The sequence below is a fragment of the uncultured Desulfosarcina sp. genome, assembly GCF_963664155.2.
GTDB lineage: Bacteria > Desulfobacterota > Desulfobacteria > Desulfobacterales > Desulfosarcinaceae > Desulfosarcina.
The window spans coordinates 1,143,224-1,163,520 of the sequence record NZ_CAXXXH010000002.1 but is presented as its reverse complement, the minus strand read 5'-3'; the positions used below and the strand labels follow the sequence as shown (position 1 = coordinate 1,163,520).

15 protein-coding genes are annotated in these 20,297 nt (G+C 52.5%); all 15 read left to right on the top strand.

Features of this window, described 5'->3' with window-relative positions; translation table 11 throughout:
- Positions 1-15 precede the first annotated feature (15 nt).
- The 15 genes from tssB to ACHZBS_RS29260 all read left to right on the top strand — a co-directional run bounded on the left by tssB (position 16) and on the right by ACHZBS_RS29260 (position 20,287).
- Positions 16-525: a type VI secretion system contractile sheath small subunit gene (gene tssB / locus ACHZBS_RS29330; protein WP_319410085.1), complete on the top strand. Its 510-nt coding sequence runs from the start codon at positions 16-18 to the stop codon at positions 523-525.
- A gap of 89 nt (positions 526-614) precedes the next feature.
- A complete protein-coding gene (tssC, locus tag ACHZBS_RS29325) occupies positions 615-2,105 on the top strand; it encodes a type VI secretion system contractile sheath large subunit (protein ID WP_319410084.1) in 1,491 nt (496 codons plus the stop codon).
- 142 nt (positions 2,106-2,247) lie between these two features.
- Complete coding sequence (locus ACHZBS_RS29320) at positions 2,248-2,736, top strand: type VI secretion system tube protein Hcp (protein WP_319410083.1); 489 nt, start codon at positions 2,248-2,250, stop codon at positions 2,734-2,736.
- Between the two features lie 6 nt (positions 2,737-2,742).
- Positions 2,743-3,207, top strand: coding sequence for a type VI secretion system baseplate subunit TssE (gene tssE, locus ACHZBS_RS29315; protein ID WP_319410082.1), 465 nt, complete (start codon positions 2,743-2,745; stop codon positions 3,205-3,207).
- Positions 3,208-3,229: 22 nt separating this feature from the next.
- Positions 3,230-5,035 (top strand): type VI secretion system baseplate subunit TssF, encoded by a 1,806-nt coding sequence (gene tssF / locus ACHZBS_RS29310; RefSeq protein WP_319410081.1) that lies wholly within the window; start codon positions 3,230-3,232, stop codon positions 5,033-5,035.
- A complete protein-coding gene (tssG, locus tag ACHZBS_RS29305) occupies positions 4,999-6,048 on the top strand; it encodes a type VI secretion system baseplate subunit TssG (protein ID WP_319410080.1) in 1,050 nt (349 codons plus the stop codon). Before tssF ends, tssG begins: the two co-directional genes overlap by 37 nt.
- Positions 6,049-6,149: 101 nt before the next feature.
- Entirely contained in the window at positions 6,150-8,795 is a 2,646-nt protein-coding gene (gene tssH, locus ACHZBS_RS29300; RefSeq protein WP_319410079.1) for a type VI secretion system ATPase TssH, read from the top strand.
- A 15-nt stretch (positions 8,796-8,810) separates the two neighbouring features.
- Positions 8,811-9,620, top strand: coding sequence for a hypothetical protein (locus tag ACHZBS_RS29295; RefSeq protein WP_319410078.1), 810 nt, complete (start codon positions 8,811-8,813; stop codon positions 9,618-9,620).
- A 7-nt stretch (positions 9,621-9,627) separates the two neighbouring features.
- The gene (locus tag ACHZBS_RS29290; protein ID WP_319410077.1) at positions 9,628-10,986 is read left to right on the top strand and encodes a tetratricopeptide repeat protein; all 1,359 of its coding nucleotides are present in this window, start codon (positions 9,628-9,630) and stop codon (positions 10,984-10,986) included.
- A gap of 34 nt (positions 10,987-11,020) precedes the next feature.
- Positions 11,021-12,382: a tetratricopeptide repeat protein gene (locus ACHZBS_RS29285; protein WP_319410076.1), complete on the top strand. Its 1,362-nt coding sequence runs from the start codon at positions 11,021-11,023 to the stop codon at positions 12,380-12,382.
- Between the two features lie 103 nt (positions 12,383-12,485).
- Positions 12,486-13,052: a putative adhesin gene (locus ACHZBS_RS29280; RefSeq protein ID WP_319410075.1), complete on the top strand. Its 567-nt coding sequence runs from the start codon at positions 12,486-12,488 to the stop codon at positions 13,050-13,052.
- A 154-nt stretch (positions 13,053-13,206) separates the two neighbouring features.
- Positions 13,207-14,805: a type VI secretion system contractile sheath domain-containing protein gene (locus tag ACHZBS_RS29275; protein ID WP_319410074.1), complete on the top strand. Its 1,599-nt coding sequence runs from the start codon at positions 13,207-13,209 to the stop codon at positions 14,803-14,805.
- 180 nt (positions 14,806-14,985) lie between these two features.
- Positions 14,986-17,274, top strand: coding sequence for a type VI secretion system tip protein TssI/VgrG (locus ACHZBS_RS29270; protein WP_319410073.1), 2,289 nt, complete (start codon positions 14,986-14,988; stop codon positions 17,272-17,274).
- A 109-nt stretch (positions 17,275-17,383) separates the two neighbouring features.
- On the top strand, positions 17,384-18,067 hold the full coding sequence (locus ACHZBS_RS29265; RefSeq protein WP_319410072.1) for a hypothetical protein: 684 nt from the start codon (positions 17,384-17,386) through the stop codon (positions 18,065-18,067).
- Positions 18,068-18,085: 18 nt separating this feature from the next.
- Complete coding sequence (locus ACHZBS_RS29260; RefSeq protein WP_319410071.1) at positions 18,086-20,287, top strand: DUF2169 domain-containing protein; 2,202 nt, start codon at positions 18,086-18,088, stop codon at positions 20,285-20,287.
- Positions 20,288-20,297 lie beyond the last annotated feature (10 nt).

Sequence of the window (20,297 nt, the reverse complement as noted above, 5' to 3'; positions counted from 1 at the left end):
AAAAGGAGGAACACCATGGCCGAAAGTTTGCAGCACACCTTGGACAGGGTCCGATCACCGCGCGTCCAGATCACCTACGACGTTGAGGTCGGTGATGCCATTGAAATGAAAGAAATCCCCTTTGTCGTCGGCGTATTGGCGGATCTTTCGGGAAAACCGGACGAGCCCCTCCCAAAAGTAAAAGATCGAAAATTTGTGGAGATCGACCGGGATAACTTTAACCAGGTGTTGTCCGGGATGAAACCTCGGTTGGCTTACCGGGTGGACAACAAACTGACCGATGACGATTCGAAAATGGCCGTCGAACTGCGTTTCAAATCCCTGGACGATTTCCATCCGGAACGGGTAGCGGAACAGGTGACACCGGTTCGCAAACTGGTGGAAGCCAGGAAGCGGCTGTCCGACCTGTTGGCGAAACTGGACGGCAACGACAAACTGGACGAGCTGCTCCAGGATGTGCTGGCCAGCACGGATTCCATCGAAAAGCTTGGCAAAGAGGCCGGTGTTGATGAGAAGAAAGAGTAGGGTCCTGATCGATCGGCGGTGTAATCATCGCATGAATCAATCGTGCCTTTGATATCCGGTAATCTTGAATGGGTACCCAGGAGGATGACATGACAGAAAAAGAACAACAGACCCAGCAAGCGTCGACCCAGGAGGTAAAGGAGGAACTAGGCCTGCTGGATCAGATTATAAGCCAGGGGCGGTTGGCACGTGAGGAAAACCAGAAAGCCTACGCAAAGGATTTGATCAGCGAATTTGTAGGGCAGGTCATGGAAGGAACCATGACCATTTCCAAAGATACCGAGGCCATGATCAATGCCCGGATCGCCCAGATCGATAAGCTGATTTCCGATCAGCTCAACGAAGTGATGCACCATGAGGATTTTCAGAAACTGGAGGGGTCCTGGCGAGGGCTGCACTATCTGGTGAGCAAAAGCGAGACCGGTGAGCGAATGAAAATCAGGGTGATGAACGTCAACAAAAAAGACCTGCTCAAGGACATGGAGAAAGCCAGTGAATTCGACCAGTCCGCCATGTTCAAGAAGATTTACGAAGAGGAGTTCGGCATGTTTGGCGGGGCATCCTACGGTGCGCTTATCGGCGATTATGAATTCGGCAACCATCCCCAGGATCTGTCCCTTTTGGAGAAAATGTCTCAGGTGGCTGCGGCTGCCCACGCCCCCTTTATCTCCGCGGCGGGATCGAGCCTGTTCAACCTTGACAGCTTCACCGAATTGGGCAACCCCCGCGACCTGTCCAAGATTTTCCAGAGTGCGGAATATGCCAAATGGCGGTCATTCAGGGACACCGAAGACGCCAGGTACGTAGCGCTGTGTGTGCCGCACATTCTGATGCGACAACCTTACGGGCAAGCCAACATCCCCGTTGAAGCCTTTAACTTCGAAGAAAAAGTGGATGGTACCGATCACAGCAAATACCTATGGGGCAATGCCGCCTATGCATTAGGTACGCGGTTGACAGACGCATTTGCCAAATACGGCTGGTGTGCCGCCATCCGCGGTGTGGAAGGCGGTGGACTGGTGGAGGGCCTGCCGGTGCACACCTTTAAAACCGACGAAGGCGATGTGGCCCTCAAATGCCCCACGGAGATTGCGATCACCGATAGACGCGAGAAAGAACTTGCCGATCTCGGTTTCGTCCCGCTGGTTCACTGCAAGGGTACCGACTTCGCTGCGTTTTTCAGCACCCAGTCGGCCAACAAACCCAAGGTATATGATTCGGATGATGCCAACGCCAATGCGCGGCTCTCTTCCCAGATCCAATACATCATGGCCACCTCGCGGTTTGCCCATTATCTCAAGTCCATGATGCGGGATAAGCTCGGCAGCTTCATGACCCGCGGCGATGCCCAGGATTTTCTCAATCGATGGATCAGCAATTACACCCTTGGCGATCCCAACGCGGGACAGGAGATGAAGGCCAAGTACCCGTTGAGCGAAGCACGCGTTGACGTTACTGAAATACCTGGAAAAACGGGTGCCTACCGGGCAGTTGCCTTTTTGAAGCCTCATTATCAATTGGACGAGCTCAGTGTCTCTCTGAGACTGGTTGCAGACTTGCCGCCACCTGCCGGCGGATAAACCTTCCGGATTGCTGAAAATGTAGTTTCTGAAAGGAGGTGCTGGCCGGAAAACGCAGACCAACGTACTTAGATTAAATTAGCGATTAAAGTGAATGCAATATTAACCGCAGTGCAGTGCAACCCAAAAAAGGAGGTTGGTCATGGCTGTTGATATGTTCCTCAAACTATCCAACAATATCAAAGGGGAAAGCAAAGACCACAAGCACAAGGATGAAATCGACGTGCTAGCGTGGAGTTGGGGCGTGAGCAATTCGGGCACATTTCATCTGGGCGGCGGTGGTGGTTCCGGGAAAGCCAGCTTTCAGGATATCAGCGTGACGAAATATGTGGACAATGCGTCCAATGGTCTTCTGCGGGCATGTTCGACCGGCGAAAAACTAGATACCGCTGATCTGTTTGTGAGAAAAGCGGGCAAAAAACCGCTGGAATACATCGTCATCAAAATGAAGGACGTGCTTGTCACATCGGTTTCCACCGGCGGATCCGGAGGGGAAGATCGGCTAACCGAAAACGTCTCCCTGAATTTCAGGGAAGTTGAATATACGTATTTGGAGCAAAAGCCGGACGGCACCGGAGGTAGTCCGATGCCCTTTAAATATGATATCGGGGCGAATGAGTTTAAGGGTTAAGTTCAAATGGACAATGCCCAGGCATCCCTGCTGGACAGGCTCATTGATGAAGATCCCGGAAATTCTCGTGAGTCTGTCCAGTATCGTCTTCTGAATGTGAGGCAGGTCAAGGCTTCCGTGGTCAGGGACCTGGAAAACCTGCTGAACAGCCGCCGGGATATCACGGTACTGCCGGCAGAGTTTCGCGAACTGGAAAATAGCGTGGTCACTTACGGACTGAAGGATTTTACAGGCGAAAATACAGACAGCCAGAAGGTGAGACAAACAATCCGAAAGGATGTGGAGCGAACCATTGCCCGGTTCGAACCCCGGCTGAAAAATGTGAAGGTGGATCTCGAAACCGGCGAAAAAAAGGAACGCAATCTGAGCTTTCGGATATCCGCAATGCTGGTCGTCGATCCCATACGCGAACCCGTGACATTTGATACCTTCTTTGACTCGATCCGCAAAGAGTATGTGGTGTCTGATTGAAGCCATGGATTAAAATACCTCTATGGAAGACAGGCTGCTTGACTATTACGAACGGGAATTGACCTTCATCCGTGAGATGGGTGCGGAATTCGCCCGGAAGTATCCCAAAATAGCCGGTCGCCTTCTGCTCGAAGGCGACAAGTGTGAAGACCCGCACACGGAACGGCTGATTGAGGCATTTGCCCTCATCAGCGGCAGAATTCACAAGAAAATTGATGACGACTTCCCCGAAATTACCGAGTCGCTGCTCAACATCATTTATCCCCACTACATCAATCCGGTTCCCTCCATGTCCGTTGTCCGGTTCGATCCAGTTCAGCAGAATATCCAGGAAAGCGGATATCGGATCGACAGGGGAACGGCCTTGTTTTCTAAACCGGTAAATGGAACCCCCTGCCGTTTTTCCACCACACAGGCGGTGAAGATTTGGCCGATCACGGTGGTTGCCGCTCAAATTCGGGAACCCAAAAAATTTGTTAGAGGCGCGGTCCAGGTCATCGAAATCGACATGCAAAGCTTCAACAAACTCAGCCTGTCAAAGATCAACTGGCAGTCGCTGCGGTTTTTTTTAAACGGGCCCCACCAGCATGTGTTTCACCTATATGAACTGATCTTCAATCATGTCTGCCATATCGAATGCGAGGTGCAGAATTCTTCCGGTGAAACGGCCCTCACCGTCTTCGATCCAAATAGTATCCGCCCTGTGGGGTTTGTTGAAGAAGAAGGCATGCTTCCGTATTCCAAACGTTCTTTTCCGGGTTATCTGCTTCTTTTCGAATATTTCTGTTTTCCGGAAAAGTTCCTGTTTTTTGATTTCAACGGGTTAGATCAGCTCAAAAACAAGGCAGCAGGAGACCGGCTGACACTTCGCCTTTTTATCAACCGTATGGGAAAATCGGATCTGGTGGTCAATGCGGATACCTTCCAGTTGAATGCCACACCCGTAGCCAACCTGTTTCAACGCATTGCCGAACCCATTCGTGTGGAACACCGCAAAACCGAATACCCGGTGGTGCCGGATATCCGCCGCCAGAATGCTACCGAAGTATACAGCGTAGACCGGGTGACTGCTACGCTTTCAGGGTCTGCCGGCGGGCAGAAAGAATACCGCCCTTTTTATTCCATGCGGCATCATTTGGGCGAAGAAAGGGCCGCCGCATCTCAGACTTTCTGGCATATTCAGCGGCGGCCATCCGGGAAGAAGGGAGATCGGGGGACGGATGTTTTTCTTTCCTTTTCCGATTTGAACCTGAAGCCTTCAGATCCTGCGGAGGATATCCTCACCGTTCGGGTCACCTGTACCAACCGAGACCTGCCTTCCCGGCTTGCCTTTGGCGATGTGACCGGTGATTTCAACATGGAAACGGCTGCACCGGTGTCAACGATAAACTGTGTACTCAAACCCACGCCAACACGGCGTCCGTTCCTTGGAAGCGCCCTGCAGTGGCGGTTAGTTTCTCATTTCTCGCTGAACTACATGTCTCTGGTCGAAGGAGGGGAGCATGCTCTCAAGGAAATTCTCAGATTATATGATTTCAACAACTCCCTGTCCACCCAGCAGATGATCAACGGCATCGTTTCTGTGAGCAGCCGGCATATTACCAAGCGCATTAACCGGTCGTTTTGCCGGGGCGTACAGGTGACGATCACTTTAGATGAAGATAAATACGTGGGGACGGGTATATTTTTATTTGCCAGTGTGCTCGAGCGGTTCCTGTCCCAGTATGTGTCCGTCAACTCTTTTTTCCAACTCGTCATGAAGACCCTTCAACGGGAGGAACCGGTAAAGATATGGCCGCCGAGAAGCGGAAATCAGATACTGCTCTAAAACAGCAGCTGTTTGACCGCTTTTACGAATTCTCGTTCTATCGGGCCGTCTACCTGCTGGAACGGTTTACCGAAAACCGGAAAGAACTCGGAGCTGCCTTGGTGCCTTCCGAAGAGCCGGTTCGGTTCATTGTTAAAAAAGGGTTCTCATTTCCTCCTAGTGACATATCAGGTTTGACGGGCCTCGACCGGAAAGGTCCGCCTTCCATGGAAGTGGCCTTTCTCGGCCTAACCGGGCCATCCGGCGTTCTGCCCCAGTGGTACACCCAACTGATTCTTGCCCGCGAACGGCAAAAAGACTCAACTCTGGCCGACTTTCTGGACTTGTTCCACCACCGCCTGATTACCCTTTTTTACCTGGCCTGGAAAAAACACAGGTTTCCGGAGAACTACCAGGTCGGCGCCCGAGACCGGCTTTCGCGATACCTGTTGAGCCTGTCCGGTTTAGGCACGCCGGGTCTGACCGAAATGATCGGCCTGCCGGAAGAGGCGCTGACTTTTTACAGTGGACTGCTTTCCCGGCCAATCGCCTCTGCAGTCGCCATCGAGTCTGCCGTGGCCTATTTTGCCGATACCCGGGTCAGAGTGGAACAGTTTATCGAACGCATTGTGGATTTGGAGCCATCCGACCAGACACAGTTGGGGGCGGCCAACGCCACCCTCGGCGATGACGCCATTTGCGGCAGTCAGGTGTGGGAATGCCAGACCAAATTCCGCGTCCACCTCGGTCCGGTGGGCAAATCAAAGTTCGCCCGGGTGATGCCCACCGGGGATCTGCTGGTGCCCATTTTTTCCCTTATCAGATACATGGTGGGCATCGAATATGAGTTTGAAATCCGCATTTACCTGAGAAAAGAAGATGTCCCCCTTTGCCAATTGGGAAGCACCGGCACCGATGCGCCCATGCTTGGCTGGACGACCTGGGTTTCCTCCCCGGGCTATCGGTATGAAAAGGATATCTTTTTTACATTTCAGGAATATGATCTGAAACTGGTGAAGTCTAAAAGCAGTTGAGCCTGCAAGCCATTGAACTGATAAGCCGAACAACTCTTAAAGTTGAAAGCTGTATTACTCGCACGCTCACCAGTTCATCCGCTAAACCAAAGGAGTGAACAATGGCCGTATCCAATCTCAAGTCTCTCATCGGAAAACTCAATGAAACCTGCCGCAGTGCACTGGAATCCGCCGCGGGGCTTTGCCTGTCCCAAACCCATTACGAAGTGGACATCGAGCATTTTTTAATCAAACTGCTGGAAATGTCCGATACGGACATATTGAAAATTCTTAAACATTTTGAGATCAACGAAGCGCACCTGGTTGCCGATCTGACCCGGTCCATCGAAAAGTTCAAGACGGGAAATGCCAGGACACCGGCGCTGTCGCCGCGCATTCCGCGAATGATCAAAGAGGCGTGGCTTCTCGCATCCGTCGAGTATCAGACGCCGCAGGTACGCTCCGGCCACGTTCTGTTGTCCCTGCTGGACAGCGAAGATTTCTCAAGAATGCTGATTTCGAGTTCCGACACGTTAAAGAAAATTTCCGTGGAGACCCTCAAAGAGAACCTCATAGACCTCACTTCGGGAAGTGGAGAGGATGTCGGAACCGCAGTGGGTGCCGGTACGGACACCACTTCCTCCGGCACACCTGCCCGTCCGGGGGGCGCCAAGGCTCTCGACCAATATACCATCAATCTCACCGAACGGGCCAAAAAGGGAGAAATAGACCCGGTGCTGGGCCGAGATTTCGAAATACGTCAGATGGTGGACATTCTCATCCGCCGCCGTCAGAACAACCCTATTCTCACCGGTGAAGCCGGTGTCGGGAAAACGGCTGTGGTGGAAGGCTTTGCCCTGCGTATCGCCGAAGGAGATGTGCCGCCGATTTTGCAGAACGTGGCCCTTCATACCCTTGACCTGGGGCTGCTGCAAGCCGGGGCCGGTATCAAAGGTGAATTCGAAAACCGCCTCAAAGGCGTGATTAATGAAGTCAAAGCCTCGCCGATTCCCATCATCCTGTTCATCGACGAAGCCCATACACTCATCGGCGCCGGCGGTCAGGCCGGATCCGGAGATGCGGCCAATCTGCTTAAACCGGCCCTGGCAAGGGGCGAACTGCGCACCATCGCGGCGACCACGTGGGCGGAATATAAGAAATATTTCGAAAAGGACGCAGCCATGGCCCGGCGCTTTCAAGTGGTCAAGATAGAGGAACCGGATGAAGAAAAAGCCATGGTGATGATGCGGGCCATTGGGCCATTTCTGGAAAAACATCACAATGTGATGATTACCGACGAGGCGCTAACAGATACGGTTCACCTGTCCAGCCGCTACATTTCCGGCCGCCAGCTGCCTGACAAGGCGGTGAGCGTGCTCGACACGGCCTGCGCCCGTGTGGCCATCGGACTTACCACCAGCCCCCCGGCCGTCGAGCAAGCCCAGCGGCGCATCGGGGATATCGACCGGGAAATCAAGAGCCTCATGCGGGAAACGGCCATCGGCAGGGACCATGAAGCCCGCCTGGCTGAACTCACCACGGAGCGGGAATCGACCCATGTCGAAATGGCCAGCCTTACGAAAAAATGGCAGAGTGAAATGGAAGTGGCCGGCCAGGTTCGGGATATGTACCAGGAAATCCAAGCCCTCACGGAAAAAGGCGATGACGCTGCGGATGACCTTGCTGCCAGACAGGCGGAACTGAAGGAACTGGAAGCCGAGTTGGAGAAACGGCAGGCCGGAGAACCACTGGTCCAGATTGCCGTGGATTCGGAGACCGTGTCTGCGGTGGTGTCCGGATGGACCGGCATTCCAACGGGACGCATGCTCACCGACGAGATCGATACCGTGCTTCATCTCAGTGACCGGCTCAAGGAACGAATCATCGGCCAGGACCACGGCCTGGAGGCCATCGAACAAGTGATTCAGACGGCCCATGCCGGCATTGAAGACCCCTCCAAACCCACCGGCGTGTTCATGCTGGTGGGGCCTAGCGGTGTGGGCAAGACCGAGACTGCTCTGGCGCTTTCCGAACTGCTCTATGGCGGTGAACAGAGCATGATCAGCATCAACATGAGCGAGTACCAGGAGGCCCATACCGTTTCCAGCCTCAAGGGGTCTCCTCCGGGATATGTGGGCTACGGTGAGGGAGGTGTGCTCACCGAGGCCGTGCGCCGAAAGCCATACAGCGTGGTGCTGCTTGATGAGGTGGAAAAAGCCCACCCTGACGTTATGGAGCTCTTCTTCCAGGTATTCGACAAGGGCATGATGGAAGACGGAGAGGGGAGGCGAATTGATTTTAAAAACTGCCTGATCATTCTCACCTCGAACCTGGGCACGGATCTTATAATGAACTTGAGCGCCGACGAGGAGACCATGCCCGATCCGGCCGGAATGGCCGAGATGGTTAAGCCGGAACTGCTCAAACATTTCAAGCCTGCATTTCTGGGGCGTATGAAAATCGTTCCCTATTATCCCATCACCGACGAGAACATGAAACGGATAGTCCGTTTGAAACTCAACCGCATTGTAAAACGCATGAAGGAAAACCGGGATGTGGACTTTATCTACGATGAGGCGATTGTGGATGCCATTGCCGGCCGATGCACCGACGTGGATTCAGGTGCCCGCAATGCGGACAACATTATGACCAATACTCTGCTGCCCGACATGTCACGCGAATTGCTGAGCCGGCAGGCCCGGGGTGAGCAGATCATGCAGGTCAAGGTGTCAATGGATGGGGAGGGTTTTGGCTACGAAATTACATAAACTAACCGCATACTGATGTCGCATCGTTTCGGCCCCATGGGCAAACCGGCCGGCTGCCGGATCTGCGGACGATCACTCTCGTTTCACCAGCAGGTTTCGGGGCAGATCTGCGATGACTGGCGGTGCAAATCGACGGTGCTGGACAAGGAGATGGCTGCTCATCGGAAAAAGGCTGCTGCGGTGCTGGGGGTGCGGCGGCCCGAATCCTATCCCATGGTTGTGGTTCCCGACGATCCTGCCGATGTCGAGCGGTTGCCCGATTTGCGCAAACAGGTTCATGCGGCATTTCTTTATGACCTGTGTGTGAAAGGCTTCCAGGCAGGCATTGATGGCGGAGAGGATCCCCTTGATATAAATCCACCTGAGATAGGCCCGCCTGCCGTGGTCGCTTCACGCGTGTGCGGTGTCTGCCGGGGAACCTGCTGTCATCTGGGCAAAGAGCACGCCTTCCTGGATGCGGCGGCCATTGGCCGTTTCGCAGCCCGCTGTGGTATTGCAGACCCGCTGGATATCGTTCATGCCTACACTGCATATCTGCCGCAAATTTCCGTCAAAGATGCCTGTGTGTATCAGAGTGAACAAGGCTGCACGCTGCCCCGATGGATGCGGGCCGACATCTGCAACACCTATCGGTGTCAGGGGCTGAAGCAGGCCGAACGATTGATCCGGAACCATGAAACGAGCCGTTTGTATGTGGTGGTCCGCAAGGACAACCGGATCGCACGGGCCGCTTTCGTGCAGAACCGGCGAGTCCGGCCCTACCCATTAACGTTACGTTTGTCGAAGGAAAAGAGGCATGCGGCCGGTTCACCGGCAAAAGTCTGATGTTCTCATGAGCGATATCAACAACAGTGGAAATGAAAACAAAGCCGGAAGCGACGGTCGGATTTCCATCGATCAGGCCATCCGCCTGGCCATGGAACTCCAGAAACAATCCAAACTGGATCAGGCCGAAGGCATTTACGGGGAGGTGCTGAGCGTGTTTCCGGAGCATCCGGATGCCCTGCACTTTTTAGGTATACTGCACTACCAGCGAGGCCACACAGCCAAGGCCATCCAAATCATTACCCGGGCTCTCGACGCCTCACCAGATTATGTGGATGCCCACAACAACCTGGGCAACATTTACATGGAACAAGGGCGCCTGGAAGAAGCCGAAGCCTGCTACCGCCGGACCGTAGAACTCGCGCCCGGCCACCTGGGCGCAGGCAACAACCTGGGAACGGTGCTTCGGGCGTTGGGACGCCTCGACGAGGCTGAACCGGTATTTCGCAACGCCTTAGCGATGAGTTCCGATTTTTTCCCCCTGCACTACAACCTGGGCAACCTGCTGTATCAACAGGGCCGGGCCGCCGAGGCCGTGGACCAATTCTTTCAGGCATTGGTGCTGGACCCGGAACAGGCAGGTTCAAAGGTGATGCTCGGCATCGCCTTGATGACCGTGGGTCGGCAGGAGGAGGCCGTGGTTCATTTTCGGCAATGGCTGAAGGAAGATCCGGGCAACCCGGAGGCGTTGCACTTGCTGGCGGCCTGTTCGGGTGAAGCAGTTCCCGATCGGGCATCGGACGAATACGTGAAATGCCTGTTCGACAGGTTTGCGGACAGTTTTGAAGAGAGTCTTAATCAATTGGCTTACCAGGCGCCGGAACTCGTGGTCGGTGCCATGGCAAAAGCATGCATCCGTCCTGACGGTGATCTGGATATTCTGGATGCCGGTTGCGGCACCGGGCTGTGCGGGGCCCTGTTGAAACCCTATGCCCGTCGGCTGGACGGAGTGGATCTGTCCGCCGGGATGTTGAAACGGGCTGCTAAAACCGGAAACTATGACAGACTGGAAGAGGCTGAATTGACTGCCTTCATCAGCGATCGGAAAGACGTTTACGATGTGATCGTATGTGCAGACACCCTGTGTTATTTCGGCGATCTCCAAAAGGTGTTAAGGGGTGTGGCCGGTGCCTTGAAGCCCGGTGGAAACTTTATATTCACCGTGGAACGGAAAGACGAAGCAGCGGAAGGGATAGCCGGCAGCTACCTGATAAAACCTCAGGGGCGCTATGCCCACTCAGAGACCTATCTGAGGCAAGTTGCCCGACTGAGTGGTTTGGAGCCAAGGGCTGTTTCATACGCGGTACTTCGCCAGGAAATGGGTCGACCGGTCAATGGATTGGTCGTGACGCTTGCTCCGGCATAATCGGCATCTGATTGGCTGCTGACATGAGAATATCATGAAGTTGAAGAAAAAAAAGAAACGGGGATCTTCATCGAAAAAGATTGCCCTGACCATTGAAAATGCCTTTTCTCTGGCGTTTAAGCTCCACCAGGGAGGCAACGTGGACGAGGCCGAGATGCTCTACGGTCGTATCATAGAATCCGTGCCGAATCACCTCGATGCCCTGCATTTTTATGGCGTGCTCTGCCATCAGCAGCAGCGGAAACAGGAAGCTGCCCAGCTCATCGGGCGCATCATCGAGATCGATCCCAAGAATGCCGATGCCCACAACAACCTGGGCAATGTACTGGAAGGTATGGGCAGGGTGCACGATGCCGAGATTTGCTACCGCCAGGCCATTGCCCTGAATCCCGGCCATGCCCAGGCCTTCAATAACCTGGGGGTAGTGCTCATGGCTCGCAAGGCCGTAGACGAAGCACTGGATGTGTATGGTCAAGCCATTCATATATCGCCAGAAACCGCAGATTATCGTTACAACCTGGGGAATGCTCTGCGAAAGTGCGAGCGCATCGATGATGCGGTGGCTGCCTACCATAGTGCGGTGGAACTTGATGCCACGCACGTTGGTGCGTGGCAGGGGCTCAGCCGGACGCTGATCAAGTCTGACCGCAAAGGGGAGGCCAAACAGGTATTCGATGCCTGGCTTGAAAAAGACCCGGAAAATCCTATCGCCCTTTACCTGCAGGCATCGTGCATGGGAAAGGGCGCTCCCAGTCGTGCACCCGATGCCTTCGTGCAGAAGACTTTCGATGACCTTGCCGACAGCTTTGACGAGCATTTGCAGGGAAATCTCGACTACCGGGCACCCCCATTGTTGATCGAGGCGCTTGCCAACGCATTGCCGCAACCGGCTGGTTCGCTGAATATTCTGGATGCCGGCTGCGGTACCGGCTTATGTGGGCCTTTACTCAAGCCTTATGCCAGCCACCTGGTGGGCGTGGACCTGTCCGCGGGAATGTTGACGCGGGCAAAAGGTGTGATCGCCTATGATGAAATCATTCAGGCAGAACTGACCGAATTCCTGACCGGCAAGGCAGACTGCTTCGATGCAATCGTATCGGCCGATACCCTATGCTATTTCGGTGATCTCGAACCGGTTTTAAAAAGGGCTGCCGGTGCTCTGCAAGACAGAGGGGTAATGGCGTTTACCCTTGAAGATGCGGGACAGGAAATTGAAGGCTGGCAATTGAACCCGCATGGCCGTTATGCGCACACAGGTGCCTATGTTGAGCATATCCTTGGCGTTTGCGGGTTTGACATTCAAATTAAAAAGTCTGTGATATTGCGTAATGAAGGCGGGCAGCCGGTTAAAGGGCATCTGGTTGTGGCGACAACTATGACCAGGCATGCATCCTGACTGCCCATTCTATCTCGGTGCGTCACCGTATTTATGGACACAACCGCTTGGATTGAGATGAGGCGGGACTCAATTGGAATAAACAAAACAGGGAGAATGGGGCATGGGCAAGTTTAATTGTGGGAGGTTCTACATCCTTTCAGCGGAGAGCAATCCGCTGAACGGGAGTGCCGGCAAGGACCTTATAATTTCAAGTCATGGTGGCTGGGAAGCCGGTGATGGCACTTTCCGCCCAACCGGTACGCGTTTTGAAATCCAGTTTTATACCTTTGAACATGTTTCGGCAATTGGTGAAGTTATTGATGCTATTAATGGGACCGTCGAACCAATCGATGCCGGGGCTGGTTCTCCCATCAAAAATTATGGATTGGAATACTATGAGCATGACCCGAGTGAAGCCAGCATTCTTTCTGCAATCGGGAACAAGCCTGTACATGTCCTTACTATTAAGCCAGATGAACAGATTGCCTTGGCCGACACAGTGAGGATGCTTCACAATAGCCAATTCCAATACAAGAGAGTCCGTTGCCTGTTTTGCAGATACACAGGAGGAAATAAAGTGGCCAATGCCCGCTCGGCAAGTGAAGGTGAGAAAAACCGGCTAAACAAGCTTGCGATGACACATGACATTGTGCGGGAGTTGAATCAGCGCAACCGGTTCTATGCTTGAACCGTCATAGCGAGCGCATTTTCCATTGCATGCGGCGGGGTTGGCGAGTGAACGGCAAATCGATATTAATCCTTATGGTGTCTTGCAATACCGCCTAAACCAGGGCCCGCCTATCATACCATTTTTACGGCATTCCTTAATAAAAGGGGGACTCATGGACGATCCCATCTCTTTTGACAGCATGGATGTCTCTTTGTCTACCAATTTCCAGGAAAACTTCGAGAAGCCTCGACCTGATACGCCGTTCAGGATACTTATCATGGGTGATTTCAGCGGCCGCGCCAACCGGGGTGTTGAAACTGACGGGTCCGATATCGGACAGCGTATGCTTTTCAAAGTGGATCGGGACAGCGATGAAAAGGTGATGGAAAAAATGGCTGTGTCGATCCGCCTTCGCGTGGCGGGGAATGGGACTCCACCCGTTGATATGACGTTCGGTGAATTGGATGATTTTCATCCGGAACAGATCTATTTTCGAACGGATATTTTCAAAAAAATGAAAGATGTTCGAAATCAATTGATCAACCCGGATACGTTTGTCGAAACGGCGTCCCGGTTAACCGGAAAGTCAATGTCACCAACACATCCCCGCCACGACAAAAAATCGGATAAATTACCGCCAGGGGAACCTTGCTTTGCCGGTGATACGACAGGCAACCTGCTGGACCACGTGCTCGATGCCAGTTTGCCTGCCGCAGTCGGTGGCGACAGAGCCAAGCCGCAAACGGACTGGGATCGCTTTCTGGGTGATATTGTGGGACCGCACCTGGTTCCGGACATTGAAAAAGAACAGGATGCCATGGTGGAGGCTGTTGATCGAACGATTTCCGATCTCATGCGCCGCCTTATTCATCACCCGGATTTCCAGGCGATTGAGTCGGCTTGGCGCGCGCTCCAGTTCTGTCTTCGACGGCTGGAAACCGATGAAAATTTAATGGTCTATCTGATAGATGTCTCCAAGGTTGAACTGGCCTCGGATTTGACAGCGCATGAAGATTTGAGAGATACCGCTTCTTATAAGATACTGGCGTCGACTTCCCAGCATCACCGTGGACAGGCGCCCTGGTCCCTGCTGGCAGGGATGTACACCTTTTCCCCTAAAAAAATGGATGCGGTTGTCCTTGCCCGGCTGGGCGCTATGGGACAGATGTTTGGTGCCCCTTTTGTCAGCCGAGGCGATACCGGTTTTATGGGCTGCCCGTCATTGCCGACGACCCCGGACCCATCGGACTGGACCGTTGAACCTGAACCGTCAGACAAGAAGGCCTGGCAGGCGGTCCGGACGCTTCCGGAAGCCAGATGGATCGGACTGGCGCTGCCCCGTTTTCTCATCCGGATGCCATATGGAGAAGCAACTGACCCGGTGGACGCATTTGCATTTGAAGAGATCGGCGATCCTGCGGACCACGAACACTATCTGTGGGCCAATCCCATTTTTGCGTTGATTTTGGTCCTTGGCCGCACATTTACCCAGTTTGGCTGGGAATGGTCGCGAGGACTGGCCAGCGGTGTGAGCGGGTTGCCCCTGCATGTGTTCGAGGAACAGGGCGAACGGACCCTCAAACCCTGTGCAGAGGTCTTTTTGAGTGACCGGTCGCTGGAGAAGATCATCGGATACGGACTCATGCCGCTGGTTTCTTTCAAAGATCAAGACCGGATTCAACTGGCCCGTTTTCAATCGGTTGCCGACCCGTTGAGCCCGCTTTCCGGTCGATGGTATGGGTCGTCATTACCAGCCGGCAGTGGATGCTGACTCACATAAAACAATAATAAAATTGACAATTTAAAGAATCGCTGGTAGAAATCGGCAGTCGCCGCGGAATGCAATTGGAAACCGAAATTCCGTTGCCGGCATCAGAAACGACTGCTTTAGCATCATCGACGTTCCTTCATTACATCAGCAGTTCCGGAAAACAATTGAAGGAGATAGACCATGGCCTATACCCAAGATAATAAACTGATTGCCATCGATACACCATTGGGAAAGGACGAACTGCTGCTTGCCCGTTTTTCAGGCATCGAGGGGGTGTCTCGCCTTTTTGAATTCGAATTGGAGATGCTTTCGGAAAATCATGCGATCGATTTTAAAAAGATTATCGGAAAGGGCGTTACCGTCAGAATCAAACTCTACGACGACAAGGAACGCTTTTTTCATGGCATTATCTCAAGATTTTCCCAAAAAAGCGGCGAGCCCGAAAAGGGATCGGAGAAACCAAAATTTTCCTGCTATTCGGCGACCATGGTGCCGTTGCTCTGGATGCTGACGAGAACCGCCGACTCGAGAATTTTCCAGAATAAATCCATCCCTGATATTATCGAAAAGATATTCAAAGACCAGAATTTTACGGACTATGAGCTCAAGCTTACCGGTTCTTATGATGCCAAGGAATACTGTGTCCAATATCATGAGACAGACTTCAATTTTGTTTCCAGGCTGATGGAACAGGAGGGTATTTTTTATTTCTTCAACCATGAAGACAAGAAACATACGCTGATTGTTGCCGACTCCGCCGATGAGAACAAGCCCTGCCCAAATCAAAAAGAAGCGAAATACCAGCTCGAAACCACCAGCTTCGACAGTGAAGACAAGATTTCTGAACTTGAGATGGTACAGGAAATCCGAGTGGCCAAGTATACGGTCAATGACTACAATTTCAAGGTTCCCAATTCGGATTTAAAAGCCGAGGTCTCCACCCAACAGCCGCTTGGACCCGGTGAACGGGAGGTCTACGATTACCCTGCCAAATATACCAAACTGGATGAAGGGGACCGTCTGGCCAACTTCCGGATTCAGGAGGAAGAGGCCCAGGTCACGACCATCACAGGAAAGAGCCGCTGCAGGGATTTTTCAAGTGGGTTTACATTCGATCTGAAGGGGTATTACCGAACCGATATGAACGATAAATCGTATGTGTTGATATCCGTCGTCCATAATGCCTCAGAACCGGTGGGTGCTGCCGGCAACGAATCCGTGGCAGCTTACGGCAACCGCTTTACCTGCCTACCGTTGAATGTGCCATTCCGACCTGTACGGGCAACCCCGAAACCGGTCGTTGACGGAACGCAGCCGGCGATTGTCGTGGGGCCTTCCGGTGAAGAAATCTATACGGATGAGTTTGGCAGAGTCAAAGTTCAGTTTATATGGGACCGCGAAGGAAAAAATGACGAAAATAGCTCCTGCTGGATTCGGGTCAGCCAGCAATGGGCTGGTGCCGGCTGGGGGGCCATGTTCATTCCGCATATCGGACATGAGGTAATCGTCGATTTTGAAGAGGGCGATCCGGACAAACCCATCATTGTCGGCCGGGTCTACAATGGAAATAACCAACCGGCAGACGCCCTTCCTGATGAAAAGACCAAAAGCGTCATCCGGAGCTGGAATGACAATGATATCGTGATCGAGGACAAGGACGGAGATAAATTCATCCAGATCAAACAGGCCAACGGCAATGAAATTTACCTGCACGAAAGCAGCCCTGATATAGAGATCAAACAGGAGTGCGGCAACAAGATTCATATGAAAGCCTCCGGACCCGATATCGAAATTACCCAGGCCTGCGGCAACGAAATCCTCATGCGTGAAGCCGAGGGCATTCAGATCCGAGATAAATACGGCAATGAAGTAGTACTGGATGCGGCGGCAGGATTCATGCGCATGGCATCCCCCAGCCACAATTCATTTATCGAGTTAGGCAAAAGCATTCAATTCCAAACGGACAGCAATAATCGCCATTTGATTTCCGGAGAAGCGAAATTCACGGTTCTGGGCGCTACCAATGAATTTTTTGGAGGGGTGAAAGGTGCTCAAACGATAGGGCTGCAAACGGAAACCTTTGTGGGTGGCAAACACGAGACTTTGGTCGGGGGAAAGATCACCATCAACAAAGCCAAGGAATACACCAAAAACTTTGCAGACCGAGACAGGGCGTCGGATGGGAATATCAAGTACAAGACCAAAAAAGACCTGCTGATGAGCGGCGGAGACGGTACGTCGGAAGTGTTGGTGAATAAAAAACAAGCCTATATGCATTCTAAAAACAACTTCGTGCGCATCAAACCTGATGGAACTTTGGAAATAAACAACGCATCCGGCAACGGTGTCCTGACAATAAAGAGCAACAACAAAATTGTTATCGATACTCCCCAAGAAATACAGATTAAGGGAAGCAAGGTGACCGCTAATAAAGGCGAATTCGTTACCAAAAGCATAAAAAGTTCCTAAATGATTTTGGCGATTTCAGCAAACGCATCCGGTTTCGCTGCTTAGCAGCAGATTTGCCGAGGAATCCGAGCATTTTGTGACGAGTGGAAAATCGAAAAAGGCGCTTAACATGGATATCAAGGTAATTGCCGTATCGATAATTGCCCTGATCGTTGCCGGCTCAATCCTTTACGTGGGGCTTTGGAAACTGTTTTACATTGATCTGACCAAAAGTCGCTGGAAAGAAGCCAAAGCAGATTACCCGCGACTGGCAAAAAAGATGAATCTTGTCTTTAAGCCGGGTGAACTAAATTACCATATCGGAGAAATCTCCGGTGTGTTCAATACGTTTCAGGTGGCCGTTAAACCGGACGACAGTGCAACGATAGAAATTCGTTTTAAATCCACACCTGATCTGTTTTTGTCATCGATCGATCTTGACAATAACGACCCATTTCCCGGAATGGTTCGATTCGATACCGAAAACCCCGCTTTTGACCAGTATTTCCTGACGCGCTTCGCTACTCCGGCCATTTCGTCGGCCTTAAAAGAAAAGTCCAGTGCGCTTCAGTTCGTGGATATATTCGTCAAAAAGTGGGCCGATCCCATTCAGCGGTTTGATATTTCGCGCAATGGCATCGAGTGCCGGTTTAAATACGGCGGGCAGACGTACATCCCCACATCTGCATTGGAATCTTTGTTGCCCGAATTGTGCAACTTCGCTGAAACATTTGAGGCCATGCTGCCCCGGGCGTCCCACCAGGAAATATCGCAGCGGGATGGCAACGTTGTCGGTGGCGCCGCGGATGAATAGAAACATAGGATTGCCCCTTTGGATATAATCAACGATACCCCTTATAGTTTTGGCTGCATAGCCGGGCGGATTCCATTCCCGGGCCACTCCCTGACGCTCATTGTCAAAGGCACATTCGACCTTGTGCCGGATGAACACGTGGTTCCTTCCAAGGAACAGCAGATCACCACCGGTGATGAATTTTATGAAGACGATGAAGAGATGAAAGGCGGCCCGCGTTATGCCTCCGATTTTTCATATTTCAAGCCTCGGGCCGACCTCGGTCTGGCGGGTCACTGCTATGCGCCTAAAGGCACCTTGGCTTCCGCTCGCCGAGTCACCTTTCAGGTGGGGGGTCTCGCCAATTCCTTAATCGTTTATGGCGACCGTCATTGGATTGGCCCGGTTGCAACCGATCCAGAACCCTTTGACAAAATTCCGCTGCGCTACGAATTCAGTTACGGAGGAATCGGTTTTAAGAAAAATCCCTCGGGACAGGGATATGACAAAAAAAAGGACATTAACGGTAATGCCCAACGCCGTCTGCCCAACATCATGAGACCCGGAGAGCAAATGGCCACGCCCCTCTCCAGGCTGGATCCTGCCGGGTTCGGTCCAATTCACCGAGAGTGGGATCCGCGTAAATCAAAATTGGGATCCTACAAGGGGAAATATCTTAAAACCCGATGGCCCTGGTTCGCGGAAAACATGGATTGGGGGTACTTCAATTCGTCACCGGACGAACTCCAGAGCGATTTTTTGATAGGGGACGAGACGCTTTATTTAGAAAACCTCCATCCGGACCACCCCGACTATCGCTCCACACTTTCCGGCATAACCATCCGATGTTTCGTCAACAAAGACGAAACCGTTTCCGGCGATGCCCATCCATTTACCGAAGTGCCTATGAAACTGGATTCACTTTGGGTGGATATGGATGCAGAGAAACTGGTGCTGGTATGGCGGGGGTGGACACAGGTGGAGGACGAAGACTTTGAAGAGTTACGTCACACCTTGATTGTCTCGGAATCATTGGATCAAGAACCTGAATCCACGTCGTACTACGAAAATCGGTTGAAACAACGACTGCAAGAAGAAAATGAAAAGTGGGAGGAGGACCAGCCCCCCGAAGCGCCTGTCCCCGAGATTGAGGACGATACCGACAAGTTGCTTGCGGTGGCCGAGGCATCTTTCAGAAAGTCGATGATTGATTCAGGCATGGATCCGGATAATCCACCGGAATCCAGCGACGAGGACAAGGAAAAAGAAAAACGCATTCTCGATGAACTTGGGTTTGAACAAGCCACCGCTCCTGCACCGGAGATGACCCGGGAAACAGTTGTTGCCCAGTTTGAAGCAACCCGCAATATCTCCGGACTTGACCTTGAAGGCCTTAACCTGTCCGGTGTCGATTTCAGCGGTGGCAGCCTACAGGATGCCATCTTTTCGAACGCCGACCTATCCGACGCCCGGTTTGATAATGCGAATTTGACCGGAGCTGTCTTTATTAATGCCAATCTTTCCGGAGCCAGTTTTAAAAGCGCCGAATTAACAAACGCTGACTTTTCAGATGCTGATTGTTTCCATGCCAATCTGTGCAAAGCGATACTGAAAGATGCTGTTTTTGACAATGCACGGTTGACGGATGCCAGGATCGAGGCGGTGGATGCCGGTGGAGCCAGTTTCATTGAGGCCGACCTGACCGGCGCCTCCTTGGTCAAGTCGACGTTGACCGGTGCAGACTTCTCGGCCAGCAATCTGACAAAAGCCGATTTGTCGGGGTCGAATTTGGCAGAAGCAACCCTGGAAGGTGCTAAATGTCCCGGCGTGGTTATGGATGGTGCAGACCTCACCGAGTTGCGGGCGTCTGAAAAGTCCATCTTTACCGGCGGTTCATTTAAACAGGTATCGGCAAAGGAATCCATATGGGAAGCCGCCGATCTCAGTGGTACCGACTTCTCGTTATCCAAAATGGAAGGCGCAAGTTTCGCCAAGGCCAACCTGACCGGCGCGCGCCTGCGGGCGGTGGACATGAAATACGCCCGATTCGATAAGGCAATCCTTAAGGAGGCGGATCTGGTCATGGCCAATTGCCTTGAGAGCAGTTTTGAAAAAGCGGACCTATCCCGCTGCGATTGTCGACAAGCCAATCTATATGGATCAGAATTTTTAAATGCGATGGTTGACGGTACGCAGTTTGAAGGTGCCAACCTCAAGATGACCAAACTCGCTAATCGTTGAACAGGGTGAC

Excerpts from the sequence above, each read along its gene's own strand:
- tssB (WP_319410085.1), top strand. The coding sequence starts at position 16 with ATGGCCGAAAGTTTGCAGCACACCTTGGACAGGGTCCGATCACCGCGC.
- tssC (WP_319410084.1), top strand. The coding sequence starts at position 615 with ATGACAGAAAAAGAACAACAGACCCAGCAAGCGTCGACCCAGGAGGTA.
- ACHZBS_RS29320 (WP_319410083.1), top strand. The coding sequence starts at position 2,248 with ATGGCTGTTGATATGTTCCTCAAACTATCCAACAATATCAAAGGGGAA.
- tssE (WP_319410082.1), top strand. The coding sequence starts at position 2,743 with ATGGACAATGCCCAGGCATCCCTGCTGGACAGGCTCATTGATGAAGAT.
- tssF (WP_319410081.1), top strand. The coding sequence starts at position 3,230 with ATGGAAGACAGGCTGCTTGACTATTACGAACGGGAATTGACCTTCATC.
- tssG (WP_319410080.1), top strand. The coding sequence starts at position 4,999 with ATGGCCGCCGAGAAGCGGAAATCAGATACTGCTCTAAAACAGCAGCTG.
- tssH (WP_319410079.1), top strand. The coding sequence starts at position 6,150 with ATGGCCGTATCCAATCTCAAGTCTCTCATCGGAAAACTCAATGAAACC.
- ACHZBS_RS29295 (WP_319410078.1), top strand. The coding sequence starts at position 8,811 with ATGTCGCATCGTTTCGGCCCCATGGGCAAACCGGCCGGCTGCCGGATC.
- ACHZBS_RS29290 (WP_319410077.1), top strand. The coding sequence starts at position 9,628 with ATGAGCGATATCAACAACAGTGGAAATGAAAACAAAGCCGGAAGCGAC.
- ACHZBS_RS29285 (WP_319410076.1), top strand. The coding sequence starts at position 11,021 with ATGAAGTTGAAGAAAAAAAAGAAACGGGGATCTTCATCGAAAAAGATT.
- ACHZBS_RS29280 (WP_319410075.1), top strand. The coding sequence starts at position 12,486 with ATGGGCAAGTTTAATTGTGGGAGGTTCTACATCCTTTCAGCGGAGAGC.
- ACHZBS_RS29275 (WP_319410074.1), top strand. The coding sequence starts at position 13,207 with ATGGACGATCCCATCTCTTTTGACAGCATGGATGTCTCTTTGTCTACC.
- ACHZBS_RS29270 (WP_319410073.1), top strand. The coding sequence starts at position 14,986 with ATGGCCTATACCCAAGATAATAAACTGATTGCCATCGATACACCATTG.
- ACHZBS_RS29265 (WP_319410072.1), top strand. The coding sequence starts at position 17,384 with ATGGATATCAAGGTAATTGCCGTATCGATAATTGCCCTGATCGTTGCC.